At 51.1% G+C, this 13,191-nt stretch carries 12 protein-coding genes; 1 reads left to right on the top strand and 11 read right to left on the bottom strand.

What is annotated here, in order from left to right; all coding sequences use genetic code 11:
• Nucleotides 1-78 precede the first annotated feature (78 nt).
• From HNV11_RS00600 to HNV11_RS00570, 7 genes are all read right to left on the bottom strand, one after another.
• Nucleotides 79-723: a DUF3291 domain-containing protein gene (locus HNV11_RS00600; protein ID WP_240163670.1), complete on the bottom strand. Its 645-nt coding sequence runs from the start codon at nucleotides 721-723 to the stop codon at nucleotides 79-81.
• Nucleotides 724-988: 265 nt separating this feature from the next.
• Nucleotides 989-1,546 (bottom strand): sll1863 family stress response protein, encoded by a 558-nt coding sequence (locus HNV11_RS00595; RefSeq protein ID WP_171737806.1) that lies wholly within the window; start codon nucleotides 1,544-1,546, stop codon nucleotides 989-991.
• A gap of 90 nt (nucleotides 1,547-1,636) precedes the next feature.
• Nucleotides 1,637-2,257, bottom strand: a complete 621-nt coding sequence (locus HNV11_RS00590) for a thioredoxin family protein (protein ID WP_171737805.1) — start codon at nucleotides 2,255-2,257, stop codon at nucleotides 1,637-1,639.
• Nucleotides 2,258-2,415: 158 nt separating this feature from the next.
• On the bottom strand, nucleotides 2,416-4,179 hold the full coding sequence (locus HNV11_RS00585; RefSeq protein ID WP_240163668.1) for a right-handed parallel beta-helix repeat-containing protein: 1,764 nt from the start codon (nucleotides 4,177-4,179) through the stop codon (nucleotides 2,416-2,418).
• A gap of 173 nt (nucleotides 4,180-4,352) precedes the next feature.
• On the bottom strand, nucleotides 4,353-5,120 hold the full coding sequence (locus HNV11_RS00580; RefSeq protein WP_171737803.1) for a T9SS type A sorting domain-containing protein: 768 nt from the start codon (nucleotides 5,118-5,120) through the stop codon (nucleotides 4,353-4,355).
• Between the two features lie 596 nt (nucleotides 5,121-5,716).
• Nucleotides 5,717-6,880 carry an AIR synthase related protein gene (locus HNV11_RS00575; protein WP_171737802.1) on the bottom strand — a complete coding sequence of 388 codons (1,164 nt, stop codon included), beginning with the start codon at nucleotides 6,878-6,880 and terminating at the stop codon, nucleotides 5,717-5,719.
• Nucleotides 6,881-6,971: 91 nt separating this feature from the next.
• Nucleotides 6,972-7,940, bottom strand: coding sequence for a Gfo/Idh/MocA family protein (locus tag HNV11_RS00570; protein ID WP_171737801.1), 969 nt, complete (start codon nucleotides 7,938-7,940; stop codon nucleotides 6,972-6,974).
• Between the two features lie 106 nt (nucleotides 7,941-8,046).
• On the opposite strand from HNV11_RS00570, the gene HNV11_RS00565 reads away from it, so the two are divergent.
• Nucleotides 8,047-8,898 (top strand): DUF481 domain-containing protein, encoded by an 852-nt coding sequence (locus tag HNV11_RS00565; protein WP_171737800.1) that lies wholly within the window; start codon nucleotides 8,047-8,049, stop codon nucleotides 8,896-8,898.
• A gap of 8 nt (nucleotides 8,899-8,906) precedes the next feature.
• Here HNV11_RS00565 and HNV11_RS00560 read toward each other — a convergent pair whose 3' ends face one another.
• From HNV11_RS00560 to HNV11_RS00545, 4 genes are all read right to left on the bottom strand, one after another.
• On the bottom strand, nucleotides 8,907-9,719 hold the full coding sequence (locus HNV11_RS00560; protein ID WP_171737799.1) for a LysM peptidoglycan-binding domain-containing protein: 813 nt from the start codon (nucleotides 9,717-9,719) through the stop codon (nucleotides 8,907-8,909).
• 12 nt (nucleotides 9,720-9,731) lie between these two features.
• On the bottom strand, nucleotides 9,732-10,214 hold the full coding sequence (purE, locus tag HNV11_RS00555) for a 5-(carboxyamino)imidazole ribonucleotide mutase (protein ID WP_171737798.1): 483 nt from the start codon (nucleotides 10,212-10,214) through the stop codon (nucleotides 9,732-9,734).
• Nucleotides 10,215-10,376: 162 nt separating this feature from the next.
• Nucleotides 10,377-11,612 (bottom strand): DUF1501 domain-containing protein, encoded by a 1,236-nt coding sequence (locus tag HNV11_RS00550; protein ID WP_171737797.1) that lies wholly within the window; start codon nucleotides 11,610-11,612, stop codon nucleotides 10,377-10,379.
• A gap of 19 nt (nucleotides 11,613-11,631) precedes the next feature.
• Entirely contained in the window at nucleotides 11,632-13,083 is a 1,452-nt protein-coding gene (locus tag HNV11_RS00545) for a DUF1800 domain-containing protein (RefSeq protein ID WP_171737796.1), read from the bottom strand.
• Between the last annotated feature and the right edge of the window lie 108 nt (nucleotides 13,084-13,191).

Below are 13,191 nucleotides of genomic sequence, written 5' to 3'. Positions count from 1 at the left end.
TTCCTCGCTGGAATACAAGGGTTAAGCGTCCGGATGGTTTAGTAAAGTCGTGGTTTTTTCGCAGATAGGCCGGCAAGATTATACGTCGGCTGAAAACCGTTGTTTCTCGACGTTGGAAAATAGCGCTCCAGTCGCCCGTAAAACCGTAAAGCGGGCAAACAGCTCTTCCGAATACCAGTGCCGCTGCCGGGTCAGCCGGACTATTTCCTTATGACCGCTCTGCCGGTAGGCATACTGATCAACGGCCGTAGCGTCGCGCCAGACGCTGATTGTACATTGTTGCATGAACGGCACCTCGCCGACACCAATCCCAAACAGCAGATTATCTTTCTGATCGCGCAGTCGCTGACGTGCCTGTGGTACATGCCGCCAGAAGTCGGCCAGAGCGCGGGGTCGGATTGTAGCGCGGGTGAGTACGGCAACGGGAGAAACAGACGGGAGAGAAGACGATACTGGGTTAGCCTGAAACGGATTCTGACCGTCCCAAAGTCCGTGAGATTGCCGGGGCTGTAAATATAAAGTACCTGTTTGCTCCGTGCCCTGATTTAGATGCCGATACACGTCCGTTTGTGAGAAGGCGGTTGCATGAGCATCCGTTTCCCAAAGACCCAGGTGAACATAGGTAGAAAAGTCGGGGATAAGCCCAAAGTCAATACCACTGCCCATAAGTTTACTGAATCGTAAACCATCAGCCCGAAACGGCTTCATCAGAAAACGCCCCATATTCGCGAAAGCCTGAAGCCGGCCGCGGAATTTGTAGCGAAAAAGGGTAACCGTAGCAACCTGCAACATACTATTTATAAACGCTGATGACTACAGCTTGTTTAGGTAGCCACTTCTAATACTAAACGCTATCCTAGTACAATTTCTCCTGAACAGAATTTCACAAACTCCCGTAGCGTGTAGAACCTTTTCCTCACTTTTCCACAATAAAAACGCCGACCACAACAGTGAGTCGGCGTTTTTAAGACCACTAAAGGAAAGACATTTAATCGTCTTTCCCATCTGGATCTACTTTATCTTCGGCCCGGTCAAAAGCATTACCGATGTTTCGGCCAGCTTTCTTAAAGCCCGCTTTTATATCCTTCCAGGCAGCCGCCGTAGCGTTTTGTGCCTTGTCGATATCGTTTCCTAACTCTTTACGTTCATCTTCCAGTTTGGCCAGCTGTTGTTTCGATTCAGCTTTGGCCTTAGCACCCTGCCGCTTAATATCAGCCTGCAGTTCATCAATTTTTGCGTCTAACTTGTCTTTCTGGACCCTCATGTCGGCGACAGCTTCTCTGCGCTCACGCTCAAAATCGTCGCCAACTTCGTCGGCTTTTGCCTCAACTTTATCACCCGCCCGATCCAGATCTTCACGAGTTTCGGCGGTTGCATCTTTTGCATCAGCTTCCATGGCATCACCGGTGCGCTCCATAGCATCCTCTGTCCGGGATTCATTTTTGTTGTCTGAGCTACATGCCTGCAAAAGGGCCAGTGAAGCGACCAGCATTGCCGTACCAGCAACATGCTTGATCTGGGTAAGAATAAGTCTTGTCTTTCTCATAACGGTACTTGTGTAGTTTGTTTACAGAACCGCTTGGCAAACGCCGTGCCAGAAGACAAGAATGCCTTTTTGTGGTCTTGCGGTATACGCTTAATTTTTCCACTTAATCGCGCAGCCGATTGGTTTGGTTATAGGCGATTGAACAGGTCTGCCAGTTAACAAACTGCTTACGGCTTCGTCAAGATAATGCCGTTGCACCCCAGCGCTGTCCTGCGGATTATCGTCAATAGTGCCGGTGTACTCAAGAATGAACTGCCCTTTGGTTTGTTTGAGTACATACAACTGCGGGGTGCGGGTTGCGCCAAATGCCCGTGCTACGCTCTGGGTGTCGTCTAAGGCATAGGCGTACGTATACCCTTTTGCGCTAGCACGAGCTTTCATATTTGCAAAGGAATCATCCTCGTAAGTAGTCCAGTCAGCGGGCATGATGGCCAGCACCGGGTAGCCCTGCGGAGCATATTTGCGGTCAAGAGCCAGCAGCCGGTCTTCATAGGTGTTAGAAAACGGGCAGTGATTACTGGTAAAGACAACAATTATTCCTTTGTGATCCCGATAATCGGCTAGTGAGACAGTTCGTTCATCTACCGTTTTAAGACGAAAATCAGCAACGGCATCGCCAAGCGTATAACCTTTGGCTAATTGAGCCTGTACAGTCCGGGAAGCAAACAGTATAAAAAGGCTCAGGCTTACTATACCCACAGTTTGTTTCATAGCTCTAATGGATAACATGTCCATTAGATAACGGTTAACCTGGAAGGATTAATTCAAATCCTATTCCGTTGTCCTACTTCAACTGTAGAAGAATTGCCAAAGCGTAGATTATTGTACTAATTTCTGTTGTGTATTAACCCTGCAACTCGCGTTAGGAGTTAATACACAACAATTTTTTGTACCAACCGTGTGGCGCTGTTATTGGTCCACAAAAGATAAACGCCGGCAGGTAACGGCTGTGCGGGCGTTAGTGTCAGCACACCATCTGGCTGGAGGTCGCTGTTAACCATTAGCTCACGGCCGGTAAGTGTTGATAGATGATAATTAGCACCGGGCAGGTTACGGACGGAGGCCTGGATTAGTCTGCCGTCGATTGGATTACCCAGCAGTTCAAGGCTGGGGCTTAACTCATCTATGACAGCTGATATTATTTTGGAATACGCTGTTTTACCATCCTGATCCACCTGCCGTAGCCGATAATAGTTAACACCATCCAGGGGGCGTCCGTCAAGCAGGCCATAATACTGGCGCTGGCTGGTATTGCCTTTAGCTTTAACCTCACCCAGGGTCACAAACTCGCTTAGATCGTGGCTGCGCTGCACTTCAAACCGATCGGCATCCCGCTCGGAGGTAGTGGCCCAGGCAAGCTGTACCTGCTGGCCCTGGGGTTTAGCTGTGAATGAAAGCAGTTCGACAGGTAAGGGCGTGCTGCTGGTTGCTACGTACTCATAGGCACCAACATCGTAGGCACTGCTTAACAAACGGCTTATGTCGGATAAGTCAGTAGTGACACCATACCGGCTCATATTTTGCCCAGCATCGATCAGAGGAGACCCAGCCGCCAGATGATAATCCCCACCAGTTGCGTTCACAAACCTGGCGTCTCCGATATTCATTGAAGTGAAGTTGTTCTGGGCGGTATAATGAACATCTTTATTCAGCGTCGAAATAAACTTGCCGTCGGCTGGATTCAGAATAACCGAATTAAAGATGTAGTTATTCTGCGTTTCGTTGTATAGCTGAATACCTTCATTAGCAGTCGTGATTACTGTATTGTTGGCTAACACGATGTCTACGTTGGCTAATGTCCCCGTCCGCTCATCTACGAAAATTCCGTTTTCGCCCGTATTGGTGATGATATTATTGTACGCATAATTGGGGCCCAGGTGACCGACGATAATCAGCCCTACGCCTGCTGCCTTCTGAATGGTGTTGTTGTAAAACCAGCCGCTTACCCCGCCCCCAATCTGCACGCCATTATCCTGATTCGGGTCAAAGGGCTGAATTCCGGCATTAATTACCGTGTTATGGTGAACCCTGGAGTTAGGAGCACAGGCATACTGAATTCCCTCGCAGCCGGTATTTTCTGACCGGTTGTAGCTGATTTCCAAACCAATTATTTCGTGCGGAGGCAGCCTTACGCTCTGGCCCTCGCAGGTGCGTGGGTGCCCATTGTTCCAGAAAGAGTTTCCTATATAAAAGCCCTCGCCTATCGTATCGTGAACGTAGTTATGGTGCACCTTCACATTATACATCGTGAAGTTTCCCCGCTGCGTTGCCGGATCGCAGGTTGGATCGGTTTTGATCATGATTCCCGCAAAGCCCGTGTTCGACACTTCCAGGTGATCGACCTCGCAATCAGTGCTTAACGTCGTAATATTTAGTCCGGAAATACTCTGGCCAGTCTTCGATATCCGGATACCGTATGAATAATTGCTATCGCCGGTTCCCGTGATTCGGAAGTAGCGACAGCCTTGAAAAGCAATACCTGTTGTTGAGCCGGTTGGATAGTTTACGTCCACCAAGCCGCCACAATTCACAAATTTGATTGGGTTATCGGCCGTACCTACGAAGTTGTTGAGCCGTAGATAATCGTAATTACCCGCCTGAATACAAACGGTAGCGCCGGGACCAATTTTCAAGGCTGTACCGTCGTATGAGCCAGTTTTTGTAATAGTGTATGTGCAGTTACAGGTTTGAGCTAATGCGCTGTTTGCAATCAGTAAGCTTAACAGTAGAGAAAAGAATTTCATAAAAAGACTACCCATACCGTATGGGCTACTGTATTGGGACAAGAAATCAAGTGCTGAGCTTATTAACGGATGACTACCTTCTGTACTAATCGCTTCGAGCCAGCGCTGGCTTCGAGCAGATACATGCCAGAAGAAAGTGGATGAGCAGGCGTTAGAACTACCGAACCGTCGGTTTGGATCTGGTTAGTCATGGACAGGTCGCGCCCGGCCAGAGTAGTCAGACGATACGTCGCTCCGGCCAGATTCCGAACGGCGGCATAAATGCTATGCCCATCGGTCGGATTGCCCAGTATTTCGAAAGCGGGAGTCAGGTTATCCATGACGACCGACACAACTTTTGAGTAATGCGCCGTGCCGTCCTGATCCACCTGTTTTAACCGGTAATAGTTGCTCTGGTCCAACGGCCGCTCGTCAACCAGACCGTAGTACTGACGTAAATCGGTATTGCCTTTGGCTCTGACCTCGCCAAGAGTCAGAAACTCGCCTAGATCGTGGCTGCGCTGCACTTCAAACCGATCGGCATTGCGCTCGGAGGTAGTGGCCCAGGCAAGCTGCACCTGCTGGCCCTGAGGTTTAGCCGTAAATGAAAGCAGTTCAACAGGAAGGGCCTGAGCGATGTCGCGCATAAGGATGTTCCCAATCTGCACGACACCAACCCCGTTACTCATTCTAAACTTAAAGTTCGCAATCTGCTGGGTGGGAACCAGGACGGGTAAATCATTGAAAACTTTTGTATTGCCAACCCAGACATCGTATGTATCGTTGGGCAATGCCTCCAATGATCCAGTGGGCGACACATAGTTGAAGTTATTACTTCCGGTATTGTTCATGGCGAACGTAATTGTCTGCCGCCCTGAAAAGGCAGCGCTGTTTGTGCCGCCATTACCGCCACCCTGCGGTGATGCTCTAAGCTGAAACTGACCCGATGTAGTGTTGGGTAAATTAAAGCCTAACCGCGCATACGTATCAGCAACATCTGGGTTTTGAGGGCCTTGATACGCACTAAAGTTAGTGCCAACATAAAAGATAACAGCGCTTGTTCCAGCTATCGCGGGGTCGTGCGATACTACCTCAAAGGTGAACTGAACATGTAGTGAAGTAGGCGGGCCAGCAAAATTAGCGGAACGATGCATGTAGCCGGTCCCACTGTCCGTAGGCCTTGTGAATTGAACAGCGTTATTGGTGATAACCGGATTTAGACCAGCCAGGGCGTTAAACTGCGTATTGTTGGGCGAAGTGGCTGTATAACTGGCTGGTGTTCCTCCGGCTGAAAAATTTTGTTGAAAGTGGGTTGTCTGCGCTTTTGCAGTGAAGATAAAGGTGAGCCAAAGACAAATCGTGTAGATTTTCTTCACAAACGGGCTATGTTTAAGTGTGGTACAAGTTACGCCCGCAATGTATTTACAGTTGGCTTATTTACAAAGGATTAGTAGAAAAATGTACCCATTTTAGTAACTATAGTTACTCTCTTTCCCTGATAGGCTTCGACATGCCCAATTACCTGCGCGTCGATCCCGAACGAGCGGCTTACGTCGATTACCTGCTGTGCGTACGCTTCAGAAAGATATACTTCCAGCCGGTGGCCCATATTGAAAACTTTGTACATTTCCTGCCAGCTTGTGTTACTCTCGGCCTGAATAATCTCAAACAAAGGAGGTACTGGAAACAGGTTATTTTTTATTACGTGCAGATTATCAATAAAATGCAGCACTTTGGTCTGTGCCCCACCGGAACAATGCACCATTCCGTGAATGTACGGCCGAAGCTCGTCGAGCAGCGTTTTTGCAACGGGGGCATAGGTGCGCGTTGGCGAAAGAATAAGCTGACCGACGTTCAGCCCAGTTTGTTCAACCACATCGGTTAACTGTCGTGAGCCGCTATAAATTAGATTACGGTCTATGGCGGGGTCGAAGCTTTCGGGATAGCGGTCGGCCAGGTAGTGCGCCAGTACATCATGGCGGGCCGAAGTGAGTCCATTACTGCCCATGCCGCCGTTGTACTGCGTTTCGTAGGTTGCCTGCCCAAACGACGCCAGTCCGACAATAACATCGCCCGCCTGAATCCGGTCGTTACTAATAACCTGATCGCGTCGCATCCGGGCGATAACAGTGCTGTCCACAATGATAGTCCGGACAAGATCGCCAACGTCGGCAGTTTCACCACCCGTGCTGTAAATCTCAATACCGTGATCCCGTAGCATCTGCAGCACTTCTTCGGTGCCGTTAATGATTTCGGCAATGACCTCGCCCGGAATCAGATTTTTGTTACGCCCGATAGTAGAAGACAGCAGCATTGGGCCGGTTGCGCCAACGCAGATCAGATCGTCGGTGTTCATCACAACGGCGTCCTGCGCAATTCCCCGCCAGACGCTCAGATCGCCGGTTTCACGCCAGTACAAATAAGCCAACGACGATTTAGTTCCGGCTCCATCAGCATGCATTATGGTGCAGAAATCCGGGTCACCGGCTAAGGTGTCGGGGACAATCTTGCAGAAGGCTTTCGGAAAAAGGCCTTTGTCGAGCTCGGCGATGGCGTTATGAACGTCTTCTTTACTGGCGGAAACTCCGCGCTGGGCATAGCGATCAGTCATGCCACAAAGGTAAGGAGAAATGACAGGACGTAGCGCGTTCGAACGTAAGCAGGCGCTACAGCTACCCGTCTCTGCTGGTCAGCATGCTGACTTATTCATACACTATTCCGGCTTCGGCTCTTATGGCATCCAGCAGGGACATAAGATTCAGACTGTCGTCGAGCGACCAGAGCGGGCTTTCTGTTAATCCATCAGCCAAGCAGTCCATTACGTGCCGCGCTTCATAATCATAGCCAAACGTGCTGCGATCAAACTCAAACGTAGTTGGCGCCTGATCATTCACCGTAAGCGTTAATCCCTTCGTCTCGTGAAACCGACTATGAATCTGAATATGGCCCTCTTCGCCGTAGATCAGAGCGGCCGTTTCGGTTTGCGCCAGTAAGGTGCTGTCCAGTAAGGCTAATTCCCCATTTGCATACGATAGCAGCATGCCACATTGTTCATCGACACCCGTTGTGCCCAGGGTTGCAAACGCTTTGATAGCCGTTGGCTTTCCTAAAATCAGGTAAGATAAAAATAGCGGATAGATGCCAATGTCGAGCAATGAACCTCCGCCCAAGGCTTTGTTGAACAGGCGTTTCTCCGGCAGGAATGGGGCCTTAAAGCCAAAGTCGGCCTTGACCGAAACTACCTTACCAATAGCGCCCGACTGGATTAATTTTAACGCCTGCTCGATGCCTGGCATAAAACGGCTCCAGAGAGCTTCCATTAGAAATACCTGCTTCGCCCGCGCCGTATCCACCATTTCCCTAACCTGCCCGGAATTCATTGCGAAGGGTTTCTCTCCCAGCACAGCAACACCACCATTGAGCATCATCAACGCATTTTCGTGATGCTTGACGTGGGGGGTTGCCACATACACCACATCCAGATCCGGGAGTGTCAGCAGACCGTCGTAGCTTCCAAAAGCATGGGTGGCACCGTATTGCTGCGCAAACTCATCGGCCCGTTGCTGGTCTGAGGACGCAACCGCGTAAAGTTGAGCACCAGGCACCGTGAGCAGATCCTGCGCAAATTTGTGGGCAATGCGGCCCGGTCCTAAAATTCCCCAGCGAGTCATACAGAATGGAGGCTTATGGTAACGCGATCGAATAAATAGACTAACCGGTAGTCGGCCAAATCTAGACTTTTTTCCTATGTTGCGGGCCTTACCAGCTCAGCAGTTTATGAAAAATGTTCGCTTATTTTCACTAGTAAGTTTCTTTTTTCTCTTTACAACCCATCTGTCGGCTCAGATTGTTGAACAGCCTGACCCGCTCCGACCATCAACGCCCGACTCAACGCAAACCAGTGTCCCCACCGATTCAAGCACTACGGATAGTAGTCAGGTGGCGGCCAAAGCGGCATTGGCTGAACCCGTAACACCAACGTTTCGCTACCGCTTTGCGGCCGATGGCACACTGACAAGTGGCAATATTAATCGCACGCTGCTCCAACTGGCCGGGTCAGTAGATTATGAGCTGAGCAACTATTTTAAGCTATCAACCTCACCCTCGTTTGTCTATGGCCGACAAAACGGCCTGCTGGCTGAGCGTGAATGGTTCGGCGATTTCCGGACCACTTACCGCCATGAAAAGAGGCTGTATTACCTGGGCTTTGGTTCCTTTGAACGGAGTAACCTGCGCCAGATTAACCGACGCTGGACAATTGCAGGCGGAGCGGGGTATAAACTGGTGAACCGTAAACGCGCCTATATCTCCATTACCAATGTGCTGCTTCACGAATACACAGATTTTGTCGAACTCCGCGACATTAGTATATTCCGAAACTCGGCGCGATTGTTTGGTGAATACACCGTTGACAAAGATCGGCTGACGATCACGCACACAGCCTTTTATCAGCCTGCCCTTGGTACTCACAACGTGCGGTGGAACGCCAGCCTGAGTCTCCAGATGAAATTAACGTCCGTAGTCAGTCTGCGCTCTACCCTGGCGAACGCCTATGAAAGTCTGGTGGTGCCCGGCCGCAGAAACAACGACCTTCGGTTTACAGTTGGGCTGGTGTATGAAAAGAAATAAAGGGTTGCTTACTGCTTTTCAGGGTACGGAATTATCAATTTCTCGCCCCGTGTCGCAATGTCTTTCTGCTTTTTATTGGCCCGCATCAGAGCTTCTTTGCTGACACCGTATTTCTGAGCTACCACACGCAATACGTCGCCCGGTCCGACTGTGTGCACAGCCATTGCTTTTACCTTTAGCGTTGTAACGCCCGCTTTAATATCGCTTTCGGATACGCCCGGATTCATCGCTTTCAGCGTACTAAGTTTCATATTATAGCGGTTCGCTACGCCATAGAAGGTTTCACCGGCGCCAACTTTATAAGAACTCGACACCCCCCCCGGTTTGATTTTGGGCTTCGTAACGGCGACTTCGGTCTTCGGCTTTTCAGTTTTCGACTTCTCAGCAACTGATTTTTCTTCTTTTCTGATTTCCTTAGGCTTCTCCACTGTCTTTTCGGCTGCCGTTTTTTCGGCGGGAGCCGGCTTTCCTTCGGTAGTTTCGCGGTTCGCTGCGGCTACTTCTTCGGCCAGCGGATTGGCTTCGGGCGCATCGGCTGGCGGAGTTGCCTGCGAAAGATCAACCGGTGCAGGCTGCGACGACGTATCGGCTTCCTGGGGAGCCATCAGCATTTCGGGATCTTCCTGGGCCAGCGGCTGCTGCGAGGTTGTATCGAGTGCTACATTCGTTAACTCATCATAACCATTCGTATCGTCGGAGACGTACTCGTAACCTACGTAGAGCAGAGCAGCAATCAGGCCAACCAGCACGATAAGCGTGAGGGCGGGCAGGCTGGAACTTCCGGCCGAGCGAGGGTTTGTGGTTTGATTTTCCGCTTCCATGGTGTACAGGAGTTAGGGCGTGGTTAGCTGGCGGCTCATATCCGCCACTTTTTCTTTCAACTCTTCCTTAAACCGGGCGAGGTTCTGAGCGACCGTTACGTCAAATGTACCGACGATCTGCGCGGCAAGAATCCCGGCGTTGCGGGCCCCGTCGAGCGCCATAGTGGCCACGGGTACACCGGCGGGCATTTGCAGAATAGACAGGATGGAATCCCAGCCATCAATGGAATTGCTGGATTTTACCGGAACACCAATTACGGGCAGGGTAGTCAGCGAAGCCACCATACCCGGCAGGTGAGCCGCTCCGCCTGCGCCGGCGATGATAACTTTCAGGCCGCGATCGCGGGCGGACTTAGCATACTCGACCATTTTTTCGGGCGTGCGGTGCGCAGAAACGATGTCCATCTCCCACGTTACGCCCAACGCAGTCAGGATGTCGGCGGCCTCCTGCATGACCTTGCGGTCGGAGAGGCTGCCCATAATAATACCTACCATTCAGAAGACTAAAAAATTGGCTGTTTGCGAAATAACGTAGATTGGGCGACAAGTTGACGGTTTGCGGGGTAAAATTTATTATATACCTCCTATTAGCCAATTCCTTATTCATTCGAGTCAGTCGGTATAGACTGCATAGCCACGATAGTAGCTGTACGTTCGTTATACAAACTTCAATGGCTCAAACCTGCGACCCAGAATTGCTACGTCGTCGGCACCCAGATAGTCACGAAGTAGCGTAGCATAGATTTGCCGAAAGTCAACAGAATACAGCAGATCGCCATCAGTCAGGCTGGTTAGATTTGGCGCTTCGTTCAACACCCGGCGCGATGGTAACCCACCACCAATTAGAAATACGTTGTTGGCTGTACCGTGGTCCGTGCCGTTGCTGGCGTTCTGCCTGACGCGCCGACCAAACTCGGAGAAGGTCATCAACAGGACGTCGTTCTGCCGACCGGCCGTTTTCAGGTCGGTCATGAACGCGCCAACGGCTTCTGCATACTGCCCCAATAGCCGCTGTTGCTGACCCGGCTGGTTGATGTGCGTATCAAATCCGCTGATCGACACGTAATACACGCTTGTTCCAACACCCGACTGAATCAGCTGCGCCACCGTTCGAAGCCGGTGGCCCAGTTCATGGTTCGGATAAGTTGTCGGACTGCTTTTAATGCCACCGGTAGCCTGTTTGGCTTTATCATACACGTACTCCGCCGACGAAACGGTTTCGGCCAGCGTCTTATAGAGGTACGCAACCGATTCATGCGGGGCATGGTCATGATCCGGCTGAACCGATGTTTTACGTAGTCCCGTCACCAGCCCGCTTCGGGTTTGGTTATACAGCTTTTTCGCGTCCAGCACAGCCAGTCCGTTCAATTCTTCGCCTTTCAGGGCCAGACTAAGCGTATCATCGACTTCAATCGTTCGGAACGGCTGCTGCTCTTTTCCGGCACAGGACGCATCCAGATACCGCCCTACCCAGCCCGTTTGCAGGTACTGATTCGAGTCGCTGGCCGTGTGCCAGATGTCCATCGACCGGAAGTGTGATCGGTCCGGGTTTGGATAGCCCACATTGTTGATAACCGTCAGCAGGCCCTCGTCATAGAGCGCCCGAAGCGGCCCCATAGCCGGGTGCAGGCCAATTTCATCCGTCAACGGCAAAACGTTATCCGGCTGAATCGCGATAGTCGGCCGTTCACGATAATAAATATCATTCCGGTATGGGATAACCGTATTCAGCCCGTCGTTGCCGCCTGAAAGCTGGACAACTACCAGAATTTTACCCGACGGCGCCATCAGCTGGCCCATCGCTAAGGTTTCGTAAGCCTTCAGAAAGTGCGGGATCAGCATTGTCCCGGCCGTTGTGAGGGCGGAGTTTTTAAGAAAGTCTCTGCGGTTCATACGTAAGGCTGAACAAAGATTAAGTCAGTTGATATTCCGGCAGGCTCATCAGAGCCGTTGTTATAGTCCGAACCCGTTCAGAACGAGTCTGAGCGGTTTTTACCTGAGTTTCGATAAGTGTTCGCTGATCGGGCCGGAGCGGGAATGGAAGCAACGTAACGGCCAGCGCATCGGGCAGATCAGCCTCCGGCGTTTTGGCAAACGAAGCTTCAAAATCGGTCCAGTTGACCGTCGTACGAAAATTCTGGCCGCCTTTACGAGCCAGCGACTCGGTATTGACGTCACCGTCCTCTTTGGGTCGCACCAGCACGTCGGCGGCTTTCAGGACATAGCCCGGCAACTGCATCCGAAACAGCAGACTCGACGAATCAATCCAGTTTTTGCCCCCTGGCCAACCCGCCACGTTCGGCGGGTAAAACAGAACCTGGCCTAAGGTGCGCTGCACAAAAATCTGCGGTTGCGGCTGATCGAACGTTACGCCCAGCGTATGGCGCATCCCGGCCAGCAGCTCGACCGGCGATTTGATATGAGCACCGACGTTTTTAGGATCGTAAAACCAGTCGGCCGTCAGGATATGCTCCATCAGTTCGCCGATGTTGTAGCCGCTTTTATAAAAGAGCCCAGCCAGTTCATCCATCCGTTTCGTGTCTTCGGTTTCATTGACGAAAAAGCGGTAAATTTTCCGGGTGATAAACCGCGCCGTCTGCGAGTTTTCAAGCAGCATGGCGATTACATCTTCGCCTTTGAAGGCACCGGTTTTACTAAAAATCGTTTTTTCGCCTTCGTCGTGTACGCGCTCATGAAATACGAACTGGCCTTCGGGCGTAAACTGCCAGCCCGTAAACGCCCGGGCCGCTTCCTTAATATCCTGCTCGGAATAATTGCCGCGACCGAGCGTAAACAGTTCCATCACCTCACGGGCGAAATTCTCGTTTGGTGCATTCTTACGATTCTGCTGGTTATTCAGAAACTGCAGCATGGCCGGCTCTTGGGAAACCGCCATCAACAGATCGCCGAAACGACCCAGAGCGTGCTGCCGCAGCGTATTGGCGTACTGTTGCATAAAAAGCGGATTCTTGCCCATAGTCCGACAGGCAAAATGACCATGCCAGAACAAAGCCATCTTTTCACGTAATGCGCCGGTGCCACTGGCCATACGGTCGAGCCATTGCAGATTGAGGTCACGCACCCGTTCGGCGTTCTGCCGAATTTGCTCCTTTAGCACCTGCCGGTCGAGTTGCCCGGCGCGCATCATCCCCTTCAACCGGCGTTTAGAAACGTTCTCCTCCGGTTCTACTACCTGCAGATTAGTTACTGCTGCATTCGTGTTCAGCAGTTGACGAACAACTTTCCGCAGCGGTTGTCGACTTAGGTTAGCTAATTCGGATGGAGTTCCTCCAAACGCAGCCCGGTTCAGGAGATAACGAACCCGACTTACATCCCGGAAATGCGGTTCGGCATAGAAATTCATAGTTGTTTAGCTTTACGGGTCTGACAACCAGGCCGGACGAGGGTTTAATCCATCAGCGGTAAAGAAGCTCTTTTATTGTAGAAATGCGTCCCGAATAACCAACAGCTA

The organism is Spirosoma taeanense, from assembly GCF_013127955.1.
Classification (GTDB): Bacteria; Bacteroidota; Bacteroidia; order Cytophagales; family Spirosomataceae; genus Spirosoma; species Spirosoma taeanense.
The sequence above is the reverse complement of the archived record's forward strand: the minus strand, read 5'-3'. Positions and strand labels throughout refer to the sequence as shown.

What these genes read in the sequence shown, in the direction of transcription:
- HNV11_RS00575 (WP_171737802.1), bottom strand. Translation starts at nt 6,880, where the DNA reads ATGACTGATCGCTATGCCCAGCGCGGAGTTTCCGCCAGTAAAGAAGAC.
- HNV11_RS00565 (WP_171737800.1), top strand. Translation starts at nt 8,047, where the DNA reads ATGAAAAATGTTCGCTTATTTTCACTAGTAAGTTTCTTTTTTCTCTTT.
- HNV11_RS00570 (WP_171737801.1), bottom strand. Translation starts at nt 7,940, where the DNA reads ATGACTCGCTGGGGAATTTTAGGACCGGGCCGCATTGCCCACAAATTT.
- HNV11_RS00600 (WP_240163670.1), bottom strand. Translation starts at nt 723, where the DNA reads ATGGGGCGTTTTCTGATGAAGCCGTTTCGGGCTGATGGTTTACGATTC.
- HNV11_RS00595 (WP_171737806.1), bottom strand. Translation starts at nt 1,546, where the DNA reads ATGAGAAAGACAAGACTTATTCTTACCCAGATCAAGCATGTTGCTGGT.
- HNV11_RS00590 (WP_171737805.1), bottom strand. Translation starts at nt 2,257, where the DNA reads ATGAAACAAACTGTGGGTATAGTAAGCCTGAGCCTTTTTATACTGTTT.
- purE (WP_171737798.1), bottom strand. Translation starts at nt 10,214, where the DNA reads ATGGTAGGTATTATTATGGGCAGCCTCTCCGACCGCAAGGTCATGCAG.
- HNV11_RS00550 (WP_171737797.1), bottom strand. Translation starts at nt 11,612, where the DNA reads ATGAACCGCAGAGACTTTCTTAAAAACTCCGCCCTCACAACGGCCGGG.
- HNV11_RS00580 (WP_171737803.1), bottom strand. Translation starts at nt 5,120, where the DNA reads ATGAACAATACCGGAAGTAATAACTTCAACTATGTGTCGCCCACTGGA.
- HNV11_RS00560 (WP_171737799.1), bottom strand. Translation starts at nt 9,719, where the DNA reads ATGGAAGCGGAAAATCAAACCACAAACCCTCGCTCGGCCGGAAGTTCC.
- HNV11_RS00545 (WP_171737796.1), bottom strand. Translation starts at nt 13,083, where the DNA reads ATGAATTTCTATGCCGAACCGCATTTCCGGGATGTAAGTCGGGTTCGT.